This window comes from Sphingobium sp. JS3065, assembly GCF_026427355.1.
Taxonomy (GTDB): domain Bacteria; phylum Pseudomonadota; class Alphaproteobacteria; order Sphingomonadales; family Sphingomonadaceae; genus Sphingobium.
Genome location: NZ_CP102664.1, coordinates 2,572,380 through 2,589,119 on the forward strand (window position 1 = coordinate 2,572,380; position 16,740 = coordinate 2,589,119).

The following is a 16,740-nucleotide window of genomic DNA, read 5'->3' on the forward strand; positions in this document are numbered from 1 at the left end:
TTCTCGACGACCCGCAAGATTTCACGCGTCTAAAGCTTTCTTGAGCAAAACGTCGTTCGACGCCGTGCAGCTTTGCAGTTGATCTTCGGCCTCACGCAGCATCTCCTGCATGACAGCGACCGTCTTGCGACATGTCGTGGTCGCGACCGCATATCGAAGGTGCCGAACATCCGGCATATTCTGGTTGTTGCGCCATATACTGCCTCCGCGGCTTGGCCATCTCCGCTCGACGAGCTCGAAATTATTCTCGGTCTTCAATCCTGCTGTCCCGCCAGGATGTCAGCCGCCACGTCCCGGCTGCGGAACTGTAGCGACAGCCGTTCTGCATCGGCGAGGAGCTGGACCATGCAGACGAACACCAGGTCGTTGGTCGGGTCGACCCAGAACCAGCAACCGGCTGCACCGTCCCAGAAATAGGTATCGCGTCCCAAGGCCACGCCGGCGGCTTGCGGGTCCGTGATGACCACGCCGTTATACGCATATTCGTAGCCGGGTCGCAGCCAGTGGGGCGCCGTGCCGAAGCCGCCTGTCAACAGATGCCGCGGCGTGTGGCTGCTCATCATCAGCGCGGCCGCCTCGGAGTTTAGAATTCGCCGGCCGTCGAGTTCCCCGCGGCCGAGCAGCATCCGGCCGAAGCGCAGATAATCGGGTGCGGTCGACACCAAACCGCCCCCCCCCGAGGCGAGGACTGGGAGCCTGTCATAGGGAAGCACCAGATCGCTGGGCGACAGCGCTGCGACATTGTCATAGTGGAGGCTGTCGGCGTCCGAACTCATCTCGACGAGTTCGTCGCCGGCCAACGAGTAGAGAGCGGCGAAGCGGTCACGCTTGCTTGCCGGCACCATGAAGTCTGTGTCGACCATGCCGAGCGGTTCGAAGATGCGCTCCAGCATGAAGTCGCGCAAGCGCATGCCACTCAAGCGCTCGACGATGATCCCCTGCACGTCCATGGCCACGCTGTAGCGCCAGCCCGTGCCCGGATCGAAGGCAAGCGGAACCTTCGCCAGTCGAGTCAGATACTCCTCGGCCGTGATATCGTGTGGAATGATGGGAACGCCCGCCGCATGGAAGGCGCCATCGACCGGCTCGTCGGTAAAGCCGTACGAGAAGCCCACCTGGTGTGTCATAAGATGTTCGAGCGTCGGCTGCCTATGGGGCGCAGCGAGCAGGAGGGCACCATCGGGCTCAGACCGGCGTAGCACCTGCAAGCCGGCGAGTTCGGGAAGATGCTTGGCGATCGGATCCGACGGTGACCATTTGCCCTCGCCCCACAATATCATCATCGCGACCGCGGTAACCGGCTTGGTCATCGAAAAGAGCCGGAAAATGCTATCCGCCTGCATCCGCTCGGCAGCCGCCACATCGCGCCGGCCGATGGCCGAGGCGTGCGCGACCGCGCCCTTGTGCCACACCATCGTCACCGCGCCGCTCAGCAGTCGGCGGTCGACCACGTCTTGAACAGGCGCGTCGGCAGCGCACCATGGCCCGGACCTCGCCCGCCCGGGCAAGGCTGATACGGGATTCTCCGCCGCTAACGTCACGAGGCGCTCCTCTAATGGAATGTACTTTCCATTTTATAGCGCCTCAGAATGATGAGTGCAAGCGGTGCTTTGCGCCGCCGCGAGCAGCCCCTATGAGGCGGCCAACGTCGGCTCGGCCTTGCGGGCCGCGAAGCCAATAGCGAGCGACTGCGCCAGACACATCGAAGCGGCGAGCGAACGGAATCCGCGTACCTCCGACTCCCGAACCTGCAGCACGAGGCTCGCGTTCTTGGCTATGGGCCCGATGACGCTGTCGGTGATCGAGATGATGGGGCAGCTTCCTGCGGCCGCTTCGACGAGGCTGATGGTCTCCGAGCTATAGGGCGCGAAGCTGATTGCGACGATCAGGTCACTCGCTTCGAGGCCGCCGGTCTGCTGGAGGTGGAGTCCCGCGACGCCATCTACGAGCACGATGCGCTTGTCGGTTTGCGCCAGCAGATAGGCGAGGTAGCTGGCGACCGGGAAGGATCGACGGAAGCCAGCGATGAACACCGTGCGCGCTCGATCGAGCAGGTCGATGGCCTCGGAGAGTTCACGTTGGCCGAGCGCGTGATTGAGGTTCTCAAGCGCCAATATATTGCCCTCGACGAACTCTGAGAGCAGGTGCCGTGGACCCTCCAGATCCCCGGTAGCTGCATAGCGGTGCTGGCGGATGCGCTCGGCGTAACCGAGCGAGCGGTCCTCCCGCAGCAGCCCCTCCCGGATCAGCCGCTGCATCGGGTTAGCGCCGGAAAAGCCAAAGGCCTGGGCAAAACGGACGATTGCCGAAGGCTGGACCTTGCTTCGCTCGGCGATCACCGCGAGCGTCTCGAACGCCATGTCGTTGGGCTCCTCCAGGACATGGCGGGCGATCCGCTGCAATCGGTCGCTGAGCTCGTCGTAACGCTCGCGGATCGCGGTCAGGAACTCGTCGAGGTCACTAGGGGCCGAAACCGTCTCATTCATCTTGCTATCATTCCTTCCCGCGGCAAGTTCTGCTGAACACCCGTTCCGTTGGATAACGCAATGAGTAACGCGTTCTGAAGAATGTTCCAAGCCACCTAGAATTTCATATCATCTTCATGTAGAATTATCCTTCTATATGACGCGCACGGTTCTCCCGTGCATCTCGGCAGGATTGAGACATTATGACATACAGCGTGGCCCTCTTTGGCGCTGGCAGAATAGGGCGCATCCATGCGACCAACATCGCAGCACACCCTGAACTGAGGCTTGCCTGGGTTTGCGATAGGAATGTGGAGGCTGCTCAGGAACTCGCGTCGCGCTTTGGGGCGCGCGTCGGCGGAGCAAACGAAGCCATCGCCGATTCGGCAGTGACGGGAGTCCTGGTGGCGACCAATACCGACACCCACCTCGATCTCAGCCTGCGCGCGAATCAGGCGGGCAAGGCGGTATTCTGCGAGAAGCCGGTCGATCTAGACCTTACTCGCGCACGCGCCGCCGCAAAAACGCTCGGCGACGCCCCAGTCTTCGTTGGCTTCAATCGCCGATTCGACCCTAACTTCGCCGCGCTGAAGGCGAAGCTCGTCTCGGGCGAGGCGGGTGCGCTCGAGTCGCTGCAAGTCACGAGCAACGACCCGTCGCCACCGCCCGTCGACTATGTACGGACATCGGGCGGACTGTTCGCCGACATGACCATTCATGACTTCGACATGGCACGGTTCCTGCTCGGCGAAGAACCTGTCGAATTGTTCGCCTGGGGAAGCTGCCTGGTCGACCCGGCAATCGGCGAAGCCGGCGACATCGATACGGCGCGCGTTCTGCTGCGCACCGCATCGGGCAAGCTTGCGGTCATTGCCAACAGCCGGCGCAGCGGCTTCGGCTACGACCAGCGCGTGGAGGCCTTTTGCTCCCGGGGCCTCGTCGCGGCCGGCAACATGACCGAGTCAACGGTCCAGGTCTGGCGCGAGGACGGCGCTCGTGCCGCGCCATTCCAGAACTTCTTCCTCGAGCGCTACGCTGCGGCGTTTCGCAATGAACTGAGCCATTTTGCCGACATTCTCGCTGGACGCGCGCTGCCGCTCGTCAATTTTCATGACGGTGTCGCGGCGCTGGCCTTGGCCGACGCGGCGCGGCGTTCGCTGGCCAGGGGCGCATCGGTTGCGGTTTAGAGTATCCGTGATGATCAACCCTGAGATTGTGCCCAGCACCTATCGGCCTTGAGCAGTGCGTTTGCGGTGACGACGAGCTTTCGCATGACGGCGGTGATCGCTAGCCGGATCTTTCGCTGAAGAAAAAAAGCGTGGTGATCCGCACCGGAGCCGTCAGCGCCGCCTTGCCTTCGGCGTGCTCTCCAAGGCCAAGTTGGACTACGGTATTTGCAAAAATATTTCCATATTAACATTGACAGAATATATATTCCATTCTTATAAAAAGGACAGCCGCGCAGAATCGGCAAGGACATGGGAGGATTTAATGAGAAGCAAGGTTGTTCTGCTGGGCAGCGTCGCCCTGGTCGGCACACTTGGAGCAGTCTCTGCTCCTGCGCGAGCGGAAGCGTCCGCCAACTCTGCTCCAGCCGGCGCGGAGCAAACCGAATCGACCAGCCGCAAGGGACTGCAAGACATCATCGTCACGGCGCGGCGCCGCAGTGAGAGCGCCCAGACCGTGCCCGTCGCGGTCAGCGTCGCGTCAGCAGCCAGCCTTGAGCAGCATCAGGTTCTCAACGCCTATCAGCTGGTGAATTTGACCCCTAGCCTTCAGGTGCGATCGACCAATCAGCAGACGGGCGCTCTCAACTTCACGATTCGCGGTATCGGCACGTCCGTTTTTGGTCCGCAGGTCGAATCCAGCGTCGGCGTCGTGATCGACGACGTGGTGATGAGCCGGCCGCAATTCGGCAATGTCCAGTTCTTCGATCTTGACCGGGTCGAGGTGCTGCGTGGTCCGCAAGGCATGCTGTTCGGCAAGAATGCCTCGGCCGGCCTGATCAACATCGTCACGGCCCAGCCCCGGCTGAACCGCACCGAATTCTTGGCAAATATTCAATATGGCAACACGACGGCTCCTGGTGCCGGCAATGTCGCGTCGCTTCAGGTCGCCGGGAATATGCCGATAACCGGCAATTCCGCACTGCGCGTTTCCGGCTTTGTTACGCGGCAGGACGCGGTTGTGCGCGACACCAGTCTCCGCCAGAATCTCGGTAACACGGCGGTCGGCGGCCGCTTGAAATTTCTTTGGGAGCCGAGCGACAGCATCCGTCTGACGGTTGCAGGCGATTACCAGAATTCGAAAGGCCCCGGCGAAGGCGTGCTCGTGCACCGTTTCACCGCGCCCGGCGGGCTGATCTCCACGATCAACGCCAGCAATGGGGTGTTTGCCTCGCCAAAGAACACCAGCATGGCGACCGATATAGCGAACACCAACGGCTCCGATGTGTACGGGGTGTCGCTGAAGGCAGAGATCGAGCTTGGCGGCGGATATACGCTGACGAACGTGCTCGCACACCGCCGTGCCAAGACAAACACCTCGATCGACACCGACACGACGACGGCGGACCTGTTCAGCGTCAATACGGGGGGCTTGCGGCGTCACCAGACTACGGAAGAACTGCGTCTGACCTCACCGGCGGACGGCCGGTTCAGCTATCAGCTCGGCCTTTTCTATCTGGACCTCAACGCGCGCGAGTTTCTCCTGCAAGGGGCAAATCTCGGCCTGCCCTCTCCCGGTCCCGGTCTCTCCTTTTTGGGAGGCTACGCCGACGGTACTGCGCTCATCAAGAGCTATGCCGGTTTCTTTGAAGGACAGTATAAACTTACCGACTCCCTGCGGGTGACCGCAGGCGGCCGTTACACCCATGACGATCTTCGCTACCATCTGGATCTAACGAACCCGGCAGCTCTGCTGCCCCTTTATGGCCCCGACAAGCATTTTTCGGTCCAAACGAAGAAGGACAATTTCTCCTATCGCTTCGGCGCTGACTACACGATTGCGCCTGACGTGCTCGTCTATGCCACCTACTCGCGGGGCTACAAGGGGCCGACTTTCGACCAGTTGACCGGTACTTTAGTGGATCCGGAAATTCCGAAGAGCTACGAGCTTGGCGTCAAATCCACGCTCTTTGATCGCAGGCTCCGGCTCAACATGGCCCTGTTCGACACCACCTTCGACGGGTTCCAGACGCAGGCCCAACGACCCGGTACCGCAGCGGGCTTTATGACCCTGAATGCAGGGCAGTTGAAGTCCCGCGGGGTAGAGGTCGAGTTCACCGCACTGCCGTTCGATGGCCTGACCATAAGCGGTGGGACCACCTTTAACGACACGAAGTACGTCGGTCTCTCTGGCATCCCCTGTACTTACGGGCTTCCGGCAGGCACTGGCAGGAACCAGTGTGATCCCAGTACCAATACAACGGATGTCAGTGGGAACCAGCTCGATAATGCTCCGCGCTGGACCACCTCATTCACCGCGCGGTACGAACGTCCTGTGTCGAGCGAATGGGTCGGCTTCCTGCAGGGGGACGTCTATCATCGCAGCAGCTTCTACTTCGGCCAGACGCGCGATCCACACCTGCGCGTCGGGGCCAACGCGATCTTCGGATTATCGGCTGGCGCCCATACCCAGGACGACCGGCTGTCGATTACCGCTTTCGTGCGCAATCTGTTCGACAAGCGAGTCCCAAGTTACATTCTCCAGGATCCGGTGTCAGCTTTTTACGTGGGTCCGTCGGGCGTTAGCGACGCTGCCTTGGGCGGCAATTACTGGAGCCAGTTCGGACCGAATTCATTTCGCACGGTCGGCGTGACGGTGAATTACCGGATGTAGGTGAAAAGGTGCCGGCATCGTCTGCACGCGTAGTCGGTACTGATCTGCCTACAGCCGATGTCCTCCAGCACTTTGGAGGACGCCCCCCAGCTGGTAAACGGTGTTTCACCGTTTACCAGCTGCCGCGCAGGAAAACATATGAAGTCCATATTCGAAGATAACGTAAAGATCCTCATGCGCGACGGCGTCGGGCTTGCCACGAACGTCTGGCGACCTGAAGGGGGCGAGCGGGTGCCCGCCTTGCTGCTGCGTAGCCCCTATGGAAAAGAAGAGGTGGCGCACGGCCTTGCACCGAACGTGTTTGCCCTCGTGCGCGCCGGCTATGCCGTCGTGATGCAGGATGTGCGGGGGACGTTTAATTCCGACGCCGAGTTCGTACCGCATGTACACGACGTAGACGACGGCGAGGACACGATCCGCTGGCTGGCCGAACAACCATGGTGTGACGGTTCGGTGGGCATGTGGGGAGGATCCTACCTCGGGCTCGTTCAATGGCAGGCGGCCGCGACGGGGACGCCCGCTCTCAAGGCGATTGTTCCGGTTGTCACGAGCGCCGATCTCTACCGCGCGCCCTGGTATTCGCCCGGCGGCGCGCTGTCGCTCCATAGCTTAATCACGTGGAGCGTAGCGATGGCGATGAACGCAGCAGTTCGCAAGCTTTCCCAAGGTGAGGGTGAGCCAGCGGATGTCCAACAGCTCGCCGCCATGCTGCAGAACATCGATCGGATCATGTGGGAGACGCCGGTGGCCGACAAGCCATTGGTCACCAAATATATACCCTGGCTCAACGAGATGTTGGCGCACCCCAGCCGCGACGAGTTTTGGACGTCACAATCAGCGGTCGACAAGGCCCAACAGATCAAGACGCCGGCGCTGTCCATTTCCGGATGGTATGACCTTTTCGTGACGCAGCAGCTTGCCGATTACGTGACGATGCAAGAGCGCGCTGGTTCCGAGGGCGCGCGCAACGGACAACGGCTCATTGTCGGGCCGTGGAGTCACAGCCAGACCGTCGGTTGCAACGGCGTGTTCCCTGATCGCGATTTCGGTGCGGCGGCGAGCGCGATGGCGGCCCAGCTGACACCCGCGCACCTCGCCTTCTTCGACCGGTGGTTGAAAGGAAGGGAGGATGCCCTGGACGGCTCGTCACCGGTGCGCCTCTTCGTCATGGGTGTCGACCAGTGGCGGGACGAGCAGTCCTGGCCGCTCCACGACACGAAGTTCGTCGACTATCATCTGGATGGGGTGGGCGCGGCCAACACCGCCAATGGCAACGGCCTGCTCACTGTCGATCCCGCCACGCGCGACGAGGCCGATCACTATCTCTACGATCCTCGCCGTCCGGTGCCCTCCGTCGGCGGCAACACGCTGGCTTTCGGATTCAACGGACCGGTCGATCAGTCGGCAGTGGAAGCCCGCGACGATGTTCTCTGCTTCAGCAGCGCCGTTCTTGATCGCCCACTCGAAGTCACGGGACCCATCTCGCTCAAGCTCTTCGTGTCATCTTCGGCGGTGGATACGGACTTCACCGCCAAGCTGGTCGACGTGTTCCCGGACGGACGGGTTATCCCGCTCTGTGAGGGCATTCTGCGGATGCGGTACCGCAAGTCGCTTGCGGAGCCGGTAACGATGTCCCCAGGTGAAGTTTTCGAGATCACGATCGATGTGGGCGTGACGTCGAACGTCTTTCTTCCCGGCCACCGCCTCCGGCTCGAAGTCTCGAGCAGCAACTTCCCGCGCTACGACCGCAACAGCAATACCGGAGGCAACATCAGCGCAGAGCGCGAAGCCGACATGGTCGTGGCGGTAAATCGCATCCATCGTGGGCCAACCTGCCCCAGCCGTCTGATCCTGCCGATCATAGAGCGCTAAGCGGAACAGAGTTTCCGCAGCTTTAGTGATGTCCGACGCCATAGGGTTCGCGTCCGCCAGCGCTTTTGACGCCTGCGCCACCAGTAACCGGCAGGATCTGTCCGGGTTGATAGCTAGTCGACCGCCAAGAACGACTAGATGTTTGGTCCCGGGATTTGATGGTGCGGGTCTGATGTGAAGCGCTGGGGTTCTTTTGTCCAGCATTTGCAGATGAACTCGTAGGGGGTAAGGCCCTTGGAGGGTCTTCAGCCGCTTGGCGAAGTTGTAGGCGGCGACGAAGTTGGCAAGATGTTCGCGCAGCTGATCGTGTGTTTGTAGTAGAACCGCTTGACGGTGGCATCCTTGATGGTGCGGTTCATCCGCTCGACTTGGCCATTGGTCCAGGGATGCTTGGGCTTGGTGGTGCGGTGATCGATGTCGCTGAGGGCGCAAGCATATTCGAAGGCATGAGCGCGGAAGATCTCGCCGTTGGCGATGGCCTCCCATTTCGACTGGATGCTCGCCCGGCACCGGCACGGCTGCCTGCAGTTCCAGACTGGTCAGACGGGGATCGAGGCGTTTGTCCAGCAGCACCTTGAACGCGGTCGCCAGCCGGTTGAGGTTTTGCTTATGCGCTTTTTGATTGGCCTTGGCCCAAAGCCCATAGTCGCTAGCGAGAAAGGCGCGGAAGGTCGGCACCTCCCGCTTGGGCTTGCGCGCTTCGATGGGATCAATGCCGCGATAGACTTCGGAGAGAATGACGCGGGCGCTCTCGCGGGCCTCGGACAAACCCACCGCATCGGCCCTGCCCAGCCACACCCGCTTGCCCCGCGCATATTCGCAATAGAAGGACTTCACCCCGGCGGGCGTTATGCGCAGGATCAAGCCTTTCAGCCGGGCATCCCTATAATCTTTGACTTTAACCGATATGGGGAAACTTATCGACCATGGATTGTGTCAAAGCAGTTCGCATTATTCCGGCCTCGCCTGCCAAAAAATCAAATCCCGAATCGCATCGTTCTGGTGGTGCGCTGGTGGTGCAACTTGCTGCAACAGAGCGGAACATAACGGGACAATCTGCACCACCAGACATATCGACAGACTGGCAGAAAGACCACATTTTTCAAGGTTTATTGTTTAGTTCCGGTGTATTATGAGTCATCAAAAAGGCGGGCTGGGGGTGTGGGGGTCGGGAGGTTCAAATCCTCTCGTCCCGACCAAAAATCCATGAACGAAATCGTCAATTGAAACGGTTTCGTCGGATTTTCCCAAAATCCTATTTTTCCTATTTCGCGGGTGGGGCGGTTTTGCGCTGTCCTACAGCGAACCAAATGGGATAAGTGATCCGCCTTTCTGCACTGGGAGGCGGTTTCATGGATATTTCGGCTCTGATCGACGAGGTGATCGCGCGCGAAGGCGGGTATGGCAACCATCCGGCGGATCGCGGCGGGCCTACCAATTTCGGGATCACCCAGGCGGTGGCGCGGGCGAACGGCTTCATGGGCGATATGCGCGCCCTGCCCCGCGGCGTGGCCGTCGCCATCTATCGGCGGCTTTATTGGGAGAGGCCGGGCTTTGCCTTTGTCGCGGAACTGGCGCCCCTCGTCGCGGAGGAACTGTTCGATACGGCGGTGAACATGGGGCCGGGGACCGCCGGCGGCTTTCTCCAGCGGGCGTTGAATGCGTTCAATCGCAATGGGGCCGACTATCCCGATCTGAAGGTCGACCAGGCGGTGGGGGCGAAGACGCTGGCGGCCCTGGGCGCCTTTCTGAAATTTCGCGGACGTTCAGGCGAGAAGGTGCTGCTCAAGGCGCTCGAAGCGCTTCAGGGGGAGCGTTATCTGGCGCTGGCGGAAAGCCGCCCGGCCAACGAGGCCTTTCTCTATGGCTGGCTGGCGAACCGGATCGGTTAGAGGGGAGAATGCCATGACAAGGCGAAACGCGGGGGACCGGTGGACGCGGCGGGCGCGGCCGGCCTTTCTCTACGTCATGTACGGCCTGCTGCTCTGGTCGGTGCCGCTGGGGCTGATCGGAGGGGCGCGGCCCGATGTGGCGGCGGCGATCGTCCGGGCGATGCGGGCCTATTTCAACGCCCTGCCGGAGCCGCTCTACGCGCTCTTCGGCACGGGTTATCTGGGCTATACGGCGGCGCGGGCCTGGGGGAAGGTCAAGGGAGTGGAGCGCTAAAGGCGGATATGCTGTCGGGAAGGACCGCGCCCGGCCCCGGAGAGGCAGCGGCTTCGACAGGCTCGGCCCGCGGGGGAAGAGAGAGAATTACGTCGCCATGGGGTTGTCGGGATTTCGTCCAGGCAGAATCCCGACGACCCCACGCATGAGAGGGGCCGTTGGAGGGTTTCCTCCAACGGCCCGTCATTGACATGGTCAGCGGCCGGAAGCGCCGCCCATGGGAAACGTTGATCGCGCTATTTTCCAGATAGGACATTTCGCCCGCGAAACCGCGGTCGACAATGGCCCTTTTTCTGCAAAACCGACGCTATGGCGTCGCTCAGCGGCGCGTTCCCCGAATGGACTTGACCGACCCCATTGCTGAACCATGAGACATCGGATCACCTCCTTTCGCTAGTTGAAGCCCCTATAGCCGTTCCCGGTACTGGTCCTTCGCCGCCTATGAAAGGAAATGTGAATCAGACGAGCCGCATGATCAAGGCTTGTAAAATTCTTTTTTCGAATCATACTTCTACGTCCGCATTTCCCAGGCGATTTGCTTCGAAATCAGCGGAAATTCCCGGAAATCAAAGGCTTAGGCGCGGCAATCCTCCACGACGCGGCCGACCTCCGCCCAGGCGGGCAGGATCAACATGGGCAAGCCCTGCACCTCGACCGCGAAACGGCCCCGGCTATAGGCGATTTGATCGAGCGCCGCATCGTTGGCGGCGCGGATCGCCTGGGTCGCCGGAACGGTGCCGGAGGGCGCGCTGGCGGGCCAGTTCACCGCGCCATAGCTGGTCCGCACCGTCATCGCCGTGGCCGCGACGCCGGGACGCAGCAGGCTGACGCGCCGCGCCGCCCGGTCGCAGCGGATGACGAACAGGCTGCCCTGCGCATCGGCGCCGAACAGCGCGACCGATCCCGCGCCGTCGACCTGATAGCGCCAGTCGCCGGGCGTGGTGTCGCGGTCCTGCCATTCGACCGGCGCGGGCGGCGCAGGGGCGGGCCTGGGCGCGGGGGCGGGCCTGGGCGCGGGAGCCGGGGCGGGCGCAGGACGGTCGGGCGCGCCGACGCAGGAGGCCAGCAGAAGCGAGGGCGCCAGGACGGCGGAGGGCAGAGGAAAGCGCATCCCCCCTCCATGCCCCAGGGAAAGGGATGGCAGCAACCGGAAAAGGGCGGCCGGAAAGGGCCGGACGCAGCGCCCGGCCGGACCGCGGGAGCGGGAGCGGGGAAGCGCCGGATTTCACCGCTTTTGCGCCGGCTCGTCATTGACAGTGGGGAACCGAATCGGTAAGGGCACCCCTTCCCAATTCGCTGGAGAGCGGCAGTGCAACGGCACTGGCCGTCCTTTTTGCGTCCTGGGGTCTATCGAATCGGCTGCAAGTCCTTATCAAGGGATTTCAGCCCGGACGCTTTGAGATGGGTCGGCGCCAACCGCCCCGTGGAGCAGGAGTACAGATTACCATGGCACGTATTGCGGGTGTCAACATCCCGACCAACAAGCGCGTGATCATCGCGCTCACCTACATTCACGGCATCGGCCGCAAGACCGCCGTCGACATCGCCACCAAGCTGGGCATCGACCACAGCCGCCGCGTTCAGGACCTGTCGGACGCCGAAGTCCTGCAGATCCGCGAAGCCATCGACGCCGACCTGACGGTCGAGGGCGACCTGCGCCGCGAAACCGCGATGAACATCAAGCGCCTGATGGACCTGGCCTGCTATCGCGGCCTGCGTCACCGCAAGGGGCTGCCGGTTCGCGGCCAGCGCACGCACACCAATGCGCGCACCCGCAAGGGCAAGGCGAAGCCGATCGCAGGCAAGAAGAAGTAAGGAATAGTCCGAGGGACTATTTCGTCTTCTTCTCCGCCGGAGGCAGCTCTCCCCAAGCGAGACGCCTCCAGCAACACAAGTTTCAGTAGGATAGAGCAAAAATGGCACGCGAACCCCAGCGCATCAAGCGCCGCGAACGCAAGAACATCTCGGCCGGCGTCGCGCACGTCAACGCCAGCTTCAACAACACCATGGTGACCATCACCGACGCCCAGGGCAACGCGATCTCCTGGTCCTCGGCGGGCATGATGGGCTTCAAGGGCAGCCGCAAGTCGACCCCCTACGCCGCGCAGGTCTGCGCCGAAGACGCGGGCCGCAAGGCCGCCGAACATGGCGTGCGCACCCTGGAAGTCGAAGTGAAGGGTCCGGGTTCGGGCCGTGAATCGGCCCTGCGCGCGTTGCAGGCCGTCGGTTTCCACATCACCTCCATCCGCGACGTGACGCCGATCCCGCACAACGGCGTGCGTCCTTCCAAGCGCCGCCGCGTCTAACCGCCGGCGTCAAGGTTTCGGCGGGCGGCGGACGCGCCGCCCGCTTACCCATCTGCATCGGTCGGAACGTCCTGTCGGGTCAGGATTTTAAGCGTTTCGGCCCCATCCCCAGGGGAAATACATGACTGTCAACATGAAGAACTGGCAGGAATTGAAGAAGCCCAACAGCCTTGAGATCAAGGTATCGGGCGACGGCAAGCGCAAGGCGACGTTCGTCGCCGAACCTCTGGAGCGCGGCTTCGGGCTGACGCTTGGCAATGCGCTGCGCCGGGTTCTTCTGTCCTCGCTCCAGGGCGCGGCGGTCACCTCGATCAAGATCGAGAACGTCCTGCACGAATTTTCCTCGCTCGCCGGCGTCCGCGAAGATGTGACGGACATCGTCCTCAACATCAAGCAGGTCGCGCTGCGCATGGAAGGCGACGGTCCGCGCCGTCTTCAGCTTTCCGCCACCGGCCCCGCCGAAGTGCGCGCGGGCGACATCACCACCGTCGGCGACATCGAAGTGATGAACCCCGACCTGGTGATCTGCCACCTGGACCAGGGCGCGACGCTGAACATGGAACTGACCGCTGACGTCGGCAAGGGCTATGTCCCCGCCGTCGCCAACCGTCCGGCGGACGCCCCGATCGGCCTGATCCCGATCGACGCGCTCTACTCGCCGGTCCGTCAGGTCGCCTACAAGGTCGACAATACCCGCGTCGGCCAGGAACTGGACTATGACAAGCTGTCGCTGACTGTCGAGACCGACGGCACCGTCACGCCGGAAGACGCGGTGGCCTATGCCGCCCGCATCCTGCAGGACCAGCTCCAGCTCTTCGTCCACTTCGAGGACGCGCTGCCCGCCGCCGCTCCGGCTGCCGGCGCCGCCGCCGGCGGTTCGGCCAGCGAGGGCGAGAGCGACGCGAACCAGATCAACCGCTATCTGCTCAAGAAGGTGGACGAACTGGAACTGTCGGTCCGCAGCGCCAACTGCCTCAAGAACGACAACATCATCTATATCGGCGATCTGGTCCAGAAGACCGAGGCCGAGATGCTGCGCACCCCCAATTTCGGCCGCAAGTCGCTGAACGAAATCAAGGAAGTGCTGTCGTCCATGGGTCTGCGCCTGGGCATGGACATCCCCGGCTGGCCGCCGGAAAATATCGAGGAGATGGCCAAGAAGCTCGAACAGGAGCTGCTGGGCTGAAAATAACCGTCACCCCAGCGAAAGCTGGGATGACGAACTGACGGGCTGTTGGGCGGTGGCCCTTATCACCGCCTGGTCTGGGGTACCTGAAACGGCCCCTTAACGAACGGAAGGAAGACATTATGCGTCACAAGGTCGGTCATCGTAAGCTGCAGCGCAGCGCCGGGCATCGTAATTCGCTGCTCCGCAACCTCGCCGCTTCGCTCATCAAGCATGAGCAGATCCTGACGACCACGCCCAAGGCGAAGGAACTGCGTCCCTACGTCGAGAAGCTGATCACCCTCGCCAAGAAGGGTGGCCTGTCGAACCGTCGTCTGGCCCATGCCCGTCTGCAGGACGACACGCAGCTTACCAAGCTGTTCGAAGTCCTGGCCGAGCGCTACAAGGATCGCAACGGCGGCTATACCCGCGTGATCAAGGCCGGCATCCGCGCTTCGGACGCGGCGCCGATCGCGATCATCGAACTGGTCGACCGCGACGTCGACGCCAAGGGCCAGGATTCGGGTCCGGTCCAGAGCGCCGACGCCGACGAGCTGGAAGCGGCTTGATCCGCTGATACCACGGGTTCGCAAGTGGTAACCTGATTTCGGGATGGGCCGTGGCTTGATAAAAGCCGCGGCCCGTTTCATTTATCTTCATGAAAGATAGGGGAAAGGAGAGGATGCGCGCCCTTGGCTGCCTCATATCGGCGGCGCTGTTGCTGGCCGTCCTCCCCGCGCGGGCCGAGCCGGATGCGGCGATCACCGGCGCAAGGGACGGCGCGAAGGCTTCCGGACTGCGCTATCCCGCCGCCCAGCGGATCGATCTGGTCGAGGATCATTTCGGCGTCAAGGCGACCGATCCCTATCGCTGGCTGGAAAACGACCTGCGCGGCGATCCCGCCGTGCGCGACTGGGTGGCGAAGGAAAACGCCCTCACCCGCCGCTTCATCGATGGCCTGCCGGGACGCGACATGCTGAAGAAGCGCATGCAGGCGCTCTTCGCCCATGGCCGCTACACCATCCCGCGCAAGGCGGGCGGGCGCTATTTCTACGGCTTCAACAAGGGGCTGCAGAACCAGACGCCGCTCTATGTGCGCGAGGGGCTGAACGGCGCGCAGCGGCTGCTGATCGACCCCAATGACTGGGCGGAGGACGGGTCGGACGCGCTGGCGGAATGGGCGCCCTCCCCCGACGGAGGCTTCCTGCTCTATGCCGTGCAGGAGGCCGGGAGCGACTGGCGCACGCTGAAGGTGCTGGACGTCGCCACGGCAAAGCCGCTGGAAGACGCGGTGCAATGGGTGAAATTTTCCCAACTCGCCTGGGACGGGCGGGGCCAGGGTTTCTTCTATTCCCGCTTCGCCGCGCCGCGGGACGGGGCGGGCCTGCAATCCTCCACCATGGGGCAGCAGCTTTTCTATCATCGCCTGGGCACGGCGCAGGCGCAGGACCAATTGATCTACGCCACCCCGGACCGGCCCCGGCTGAGCCACACCGCGCAAGTGACGCAGGACGGGCGCTGGCTGGTCATCGGCAGTTTCCAGGGCACTGACCCGCGCCGCGAACTGCATGTCGCGGAACTGACCGGGGGGAAGGTGAAGGTCCGGTCGCTGGTCAAGGGCATGACCAACGACTGGCGGCTGATCGGCAGCCGGGGCCGGACGCTCTATTTCATCACCGATCGATATGCCCCGCATCTGCGCGTCGTCAGCATCGACGCCCGCCATCCCCGCCGCGGCGGCACGCAGGTCGTGGCCGAACGCATGGACACGCTGGCGGGCGGATCGCTGGTCGGGGACCGGCTGATCCTGGCCTATCTGTCCGGCGCGGAAACCGTGGCGGAGCTGGTCGACCTGAACGGGCGCAAGGTCAGCGACGTGCCGCTGCCCGGCATGGGCACGGCGGCCGGTTTCGGCGGGCGCGACGGCGATCCGGAGACGTTCTTCAGCTTTTCCGGCTTCACCGCGCCGTCCAGCATCTACCGCTTCGACACGTCGACGCTGCGGTACGAGCTGTTCGCGCGGCCCGACCTGCCCTTCGACCCCGACGATTACGGCATAGAGCAGGTCAGCTATCCGTCGAAGGACGGCACGATGATCCCGATGACGGTGATCCGCAAGAAGGCGCTGGCGCTGGCCAAGACCCCGGCGCCGACCATCCTCTACGGCTATGGCGGCTTCAACATCGCGTTGACGCCCGGCTATTCGGCGACGCGCATGGCGTGGCTGGAGCAGGGGGGCGTCTATGCCATCGCCAATCTGCGCGGCGGCGGAGAGTTCGGCAAGGCGTGGCACGACGCGGGCCGCCTGGCCAACAAGCAGAATGTGTTCGACGATTTCATCGCGGCGGGCGAATATCTGAAGGCCAATGGCTATGCGACCCGCGACGGGCTGGCGGTCGAGGGGCGGTCCAATGGCGGCCTGCTGGTCGGCGCGGTGGTGAACCAGCGGCCCGACCTGTTCGCCGCCGCCCTGCCCGCCGTGGGGGTGATGGACATGCTGCGCTTCGACCGCTTCACCGCCGGGCGTTACTGGATCGACGATTATGGATCGCCCGACCGGGAGGAGGATTTCCGCCTGCTCTACGCCTATTCGCCCTATCATAACATCACCGGCGGGAAGGAATATCCCGCGATACTGGTGACGACGGGCGATACCGACGACCGGGTGGTTCCGGCGCACAGCTTCAAATATGCTGCGGCGTTGCAGGCGGCGGAACTGGGGCCGAAACCGCGCCTGATCCGCATCGATACCAAGGCCGGCCATGGATCGGGCAAGCCGGTCGACAAGCTGATCGACGAATATGCCGACAGCTATGCCTTCGCCGCGCGGTTCACCGGGCTGCGGATCGGGGATGGGGCGAAATAGGGACGGCTTTGGGCTGAAGGCGTCGTTCAGCCCCCCGACAGCCGAACAGTCCTAGCCATC

General features: G+C 62.8%; 15 protein-coding genes and 2 pseudogenes. 11 read left to right on the forward strand and 6 right to left on the reverse strand.

The genetic code is table 11. The features are described 5' to 3' along the window. Positions 1–21: 21 nt before the first annotated feature. The 3 genes from NUH86_RS12600 to NUH86_RS12610 all read right to left on the reverse strand — a co-directional run bounded on the left by NUH86_RS12600 (position 22) and on the right by NUH86_RS12610 (position 2,486). Positions 22–258 carry a hypothetical protein gene (locus tag NUH86_RS12600; RefSeq protein ID WP_267249823.1) on the reverse strand — a complete coding sequence of 79 codons (237 nt, stop codon included), beginning with the start codon at positions 256–258 and terminating at the stop codon, positions 22–24. Further along, on the reverse strand, positions 255–1,541 hold the full coding sequence (locus NUH86_RS12605) for a serine hydrolase domain-containing protein (protein ID WP_323748987.1): 1,287 nt from the start codon (positions 1,539–1,541) through the stop codon (positions 255–257). The genes NUH86_RS12600 and NUH86_RS12605 overlap by 4 nt, the downstream gene beginning before the upstream one ends. A 90-nt stretch (positions 1,542–1,631) precedes the next feature. After that, the gene (locus NUH86_RS12610) at positions 1,632–2,486 is read right to left on the reverse strand and encodes a MurR/RpiR family transcriptional regulator (protein WP_267249825.1); all 855 of its coding nucleotides are present in this window, start codon (positions 2,484–2,486) and stop codon (positions 1,632–1,634) included. Positions 2,487–2,668: 182 nt separating this feature from the next. Here NUH86_RS12610 and iolG point away from each other — a divergent pair, with 182 nt between their 5' ends. From iolG to NUH86_RS12625, 3 genes are all read left to right on the forward strand, one after another. After that, positions 2,669–3,652: an inositol 2-dehydrogenase gene (iolG, locus tag NUH86_RS12615; RefSeq protein ID WP_267249826.1), complete on the forward strand. Its 984-nt coding sequence runs from the start codon at positions 2,669–2,671 to the stop codon at positions 3,650–3,652. 304 nt (positions 3,653–3,956) lie between these two features. Next, positions 3,957–6,305: a TonB-dependent receptor gene (locus NUH86_RS12620; protein ID WP_267249827.1), complete on the forward strand. Its 2,349-nt coding sequence runs from the start codon at positions 3,957–3,959 to the stop codon at positions 6,303–6,305. A gap of 138 nt (positions 6,306–6,443) precedes the next feature. Beyond that, positions 6,444–8,177: a CocE/NonD family hydrolase gene (locus tag NUH86_RS12625; protein ID WP_267249828.1), complete on the forward strand. Its 1,734-nt coding sequence runs from the start codon at positions 6,444–6,446 to the stop codon at positions 8,175–8,177. Positions 8,178–8,311: 134 nt separating this feature from the next. On the opposite strand, the pseudogene NUH86_RS12630 reads toward NUH86_RS12625, so the two are convergent. Continuing rightward, a pseudogene (locus tag NUH86_RS12630) lies at positions 8,312–8,626 on the reverse strand (integrase core domain-containing protein); the annotation flags it as partial. Between the two features lie 301 nt (positions 8,627–8,927). Continuing rightward, positions 8,928–9,014, reverse strand: a pseudogene (locus tag NUH86_RS24845) (hypothetical protein); the annotation flags it as partial. An 89-nt stretch (positions 9,015–9,103) separates the two neighbouring features. On the opposite strand from NUH86_RS24845, the gene NUH86_RS24850 reads away from it, so the two are divergent. From NUH86_RS24850 to NUH86_RS12645, 3 genes are all read left to right on the forward strand, one after another. After that, positions 9,104–9,313 (forward strand): hypothetical protein, encoded by a 210-nt coding sequence (locus tag NUH86_RS24850; RefSeq protein ID WP_416365326.1) that lies wholly within the window; start codon positions 9,104–9,106, stop codon positions 9,311–9,313. A 216-nt stretch (positions 9,314–9,529) separates the two neighbouring features. Further along, complete coding sequence (locus tag NUH86_RS12640; RefSeq protein ID WP_267249830.1) at positions 9,530–10,069, forward strand: glycoside hydrolase family 108 protein; 540 nt, start codon at positions 9,530–9,532, stop codon at positions 10,067–10,069. Positions 10,070–10,082: 13 nt separating this feature from the next. Further along, a complete protein-coding gene (locus NUH86_RS12645) occupies positions 10,083–10,343 on the forward strand; it encodes a 3TM-type holin (protein ID WP_267249831.1) in 261 nt (86 codons plus the stop codon). A 574-nt stretch (positions 10,344–10,917) separates the two neighbouring features. Here the strand turns inward: NUH86_RS12645 and NUH86_RS12650 are convergent. Beyond that, the gene (locus tag NUH86_RS12650; RefSeq protein WP_267249832.1) at positions 10,918–11,454 is read right to left on the reverse strand and encodes a hypothetical protein; all 537 of its coding nucleotides are present in this window, start codon (positions 11,452–11,454) and stop codon (positions 10,918–10,920) included. A gap of 335 nt (positions 11,455–11,789) precedes the next feature. On the opposite strand from NUH86_RS12650, the gene rpsM reads away from it, so the two are divergent. The 5 genes from rpsM (at position 11,790) to NUH86_RS12675 (ending at position 16,680) form a co-directional block, all read left to right on the forward strand. Continuing rightward, positions 11,790–12,158: a 30S ribosomal protein S13 gene (gene rpsM, locus NUH86_RS12655; protein WP_021244175.1), complete on the forward strand. Its 369-nt coding sequence runs from the start codon at positions 11,790–11,792 to the stop codon at positions 12,156–12,158. Between the two features lie 101 nt (positions 12,159–12,259). Continuing rightward, positions 12,260–12,649 carry a 30S ribosomal protein S11 gene (gene rpsK, locus NUH86_RS12660; protein WP_004208752.1) on the forward strand — a complete coding sequence of 130 codons (390 nt, stop codon included), beginning with the start codon at positions 12,260–12,262 and terminating at the stop codon, positions 12,647–12,649. A 121-nt stretch (positions 12,650–12,770) separates the two neighbouring features. Beyond that, entirely contained in the window at positions 12,771–13,835 is a 1,065-nt protein-coding gene (locus NUH86_RS12665; RefSeq protein WP_267249833.1) for a DNA-directed RNA polymerase subunit alpha, read from the forward strand. 122 nt (positions 13,836–13,957) lie between these two features. Then, positions 13,958–14,383, forward strand: coding sequence for a 50S ribosomal protein L17 (gene rplQ, locus NUH86_RS12670; RefSeq protein WP_066553334.1), 426 nt, complete (start codon positions 13,958–13,960; stop codon positions 14,381–14,383). 113 nt (positions 14,384–14,496) lie between these two features. Next, the gene (locus NUH86_RS12675; RefSeq protein WP_267249834.1) at positions 14,497–16,680 is read left to right on the forward strand and encodes a prolyl oligopeptidase family serine peptidase; all 2,184 of its coding nucleotides are present in this window, start codon (positions 14,497–14,499) and stop codon (positions 16,678–16,680) included. Positions 16,681–16,740: the final 60 nt, after the last annotated feature.

What these genes read in the sequence shown, in the direction of transcription:
- NUH86_RS12675 (WP_267249834.1), top strand. Translation starts at nt 14,497, where the DNA reads ATGCGCGCCCTTGGCTGCCTCATATCGGCGGCGCTGTTGCTGGCCGTC.
- NUH86_RS12640 (WP_267249830.1), top strand. Translation starts at nt 9,530, where the DNA reads ATGGATATTTCGGCTCTGATCGACGAGGTGATCGCGCGCGAAGGCGGG.
- rplQ (WP_066553334.1), top strand. Translation starts at nt 13,958, where the DNA reads ATGCGTCACAAGGTCGGTCATCGTAAGCTGCAGCGCAGCGCCGGGCAT.
- NUH86_RS12620 (WP_267249827.1), top strand. Translation starts at nt 3,957, where the DNA reads ATGAGAAGCAAGGTTGTTCTGCTGGGCAGCGTCGCCCTGGTCGGCACA.
- NUH86_RS24850 (WP_416365326.1), top strand. Translation starts at nt 9,104, where the DNA reads ATGGATTGTGTCAAAGCAGTTCGCATTATTCCGGCCTCGCCTGCCAAA.
- NUH86_RS12645 (WP_267249831.1), top strand. Translation starts at nt 10,083, where the DNA reads ATGACAAGGCGAAACGCGGGGGACCGGTGGACGCGGCGGGCGCGGCCG.
- rpsM (WP_021244175.1), top strand. Translation starts at nt 11,790, where the DNA reads ATGGCACGTATTGCGGGTGTCAACATCCCGACCAACAAGCGCGTGATC.
- NUH86_RS12625 (WP_267249828.1), top strand. Translation starts at nt 6,444, where the DNA reads ATGAAGTCCATATTCGAAGATAACGTAAAGATCCTCATGCGCGACGGC.
- NUH86_RS12665 (WP_267249833.1), top strand. Translation starts at nt 12,771, where the DNA reads ATGACTGTCAACATGAAGAACTGGCAGGAATTGAAGAAGCCCAACAGC.
- rpsK (WP_004208752.1), top strand. Translation starts at nt 12,260, where the DNA reads ATGGCACGCGAACCCCAGCGCATCAAGCGCCGCGAACGCAAGAACATC.
- NUH86_RS12650 (WP_267249832.1), bottom strand. Translation starts at nt 11,454, where the DNA reads ATGCGCTTTCCTCTGCCCTCCGCCGTCCTGGCGCCCTCGCTTCTGCTG.
- NUH86_RS12610 (WP_267249825.1), bottom strand. Translation starts at nt 2,486, where the DNA reads ATGAATGAGACGGTTTCGGCCCCTAGTGACCTCGACGAGTTCCTGACC.
- iolG (WP_267249826.1), top strand. Translation starts at nt 2,669, where the DNA reads ATGACATACAGCGTGGCCCTCTTTGGCGCTGGCAGAATAGGGCGCATC.